The organism is Corynebacterium sp. ACRPE (assembly GCF_022347435.1).
Lineage (GTDB): Bacteria > Actinomycetota > Actinomycetes > Mycobacteriales > Mycobacteriaceae > Corynebacterium > Corynebacterium tuberculostearicum_D.
On the sequence record NZ_JAKRNA010000065.1, the window covers coordinates 1 to 952 of the forward strand.

Genomic DNA, 952 nt, shown 5'->3' on the forward strand with positions numbered 1-952 from the left:
GTACTTCCTTTCGAGGATAGGTAAGAGTTGATTCGAAAGGTACCCGCGATGGTCGCCTTCATGCACACCGGCACAAGACTTACCGCGGGCTACAGATACACCACGTTAGGGGACGCAACCGACTCGCCGAAGCAGGGTGAGCTACAGAGATAGGTAGTTCGACTATAGCTTTATGGGACAACTTTGTGTCGTTTACACCAAGTCAGGTCCGTGCGAATAATTCGCTGGCGGAGTCGTTTAATGCCACGCTCAAACGGGAAGTGATGCAAAATACCAAAACGTTTGCCAATTAGCTTGTGCGCCGTCGGGAGGTATTTCGATGGTGCACCAGGTACAACACAAAACCTAGGCATTCCTGATGTGGCTATCTCGCGCCTGCGGGATTTGAAACTCAAGGTCCTGCTATCCTAAAACGTGCTTCCTGATGAAACCCCTGTTTCTACTTTCCAGGGGTCGGGCCCCTTTCTATACGCACCACTAAATCGATCACCCCTAGCCGTCATATTGCGTTGACCGTAGAACTGTCACGTCGGGAAACGTAGGACCATAGCGGGCGCATTCTAGGAGTGGATAAAGAAAAGTCACCGAGCCATTCCCTGTCCCGTAAATCCCTGACAATAAGCACAGCTGGGTGCGGGGACGCAGCAAGTTGCGAGTCCTGAAGTGTTCACCTAGGGCGCCTGATGGCTAAAAACTTTAACGCCGACGAAAGGCGGCGGCGTGCAGCTCGCCACGAGTACTGTTGCATGACGCCTGCGTCCGTAAAACGTGAAAGAAGGGAAGAGGACGGTGGTGTTCCGTTCTCTTCCCTTTCTTGGGTTATTGAGTTGTTTTTGTTGTTTGGTGTCGGCGGTGACTTACTCTCCCACAACCTCCCGGTTGCAGTACCATCAGCGTGTGCAGGCTTAGCTTCCGGGTTCGGAATGGGACCGGGCGTTTCCCTGCAGCTATT

At 52.7% G+C, this 952-nt stretch carries 1 rRNA gene and 1 pseudogene; one reads left to right on the plus strand and one right to left on the minus strand.

Annotated features, from left to right (window positions below):
- Positions 1-212: 212 nt before the first annotated feature.
- A pseudogene (locus tag MHY13_RS12120) lies at positions 213-425 on the plus strand (integrase core domain-containing protein); the annotation flags it as partial.
- Positions 426-844: 419 nt separating this feature from the next.
- Here the strand turns inward: MHY13_RS12120 and rrf are convergent.
- Positions 845-952: ribosomal RNA gene (gene rrf / locus MHY13_RS12125) — 5S ribosomal RNA — on the minus strand; the annotation flags it as partial.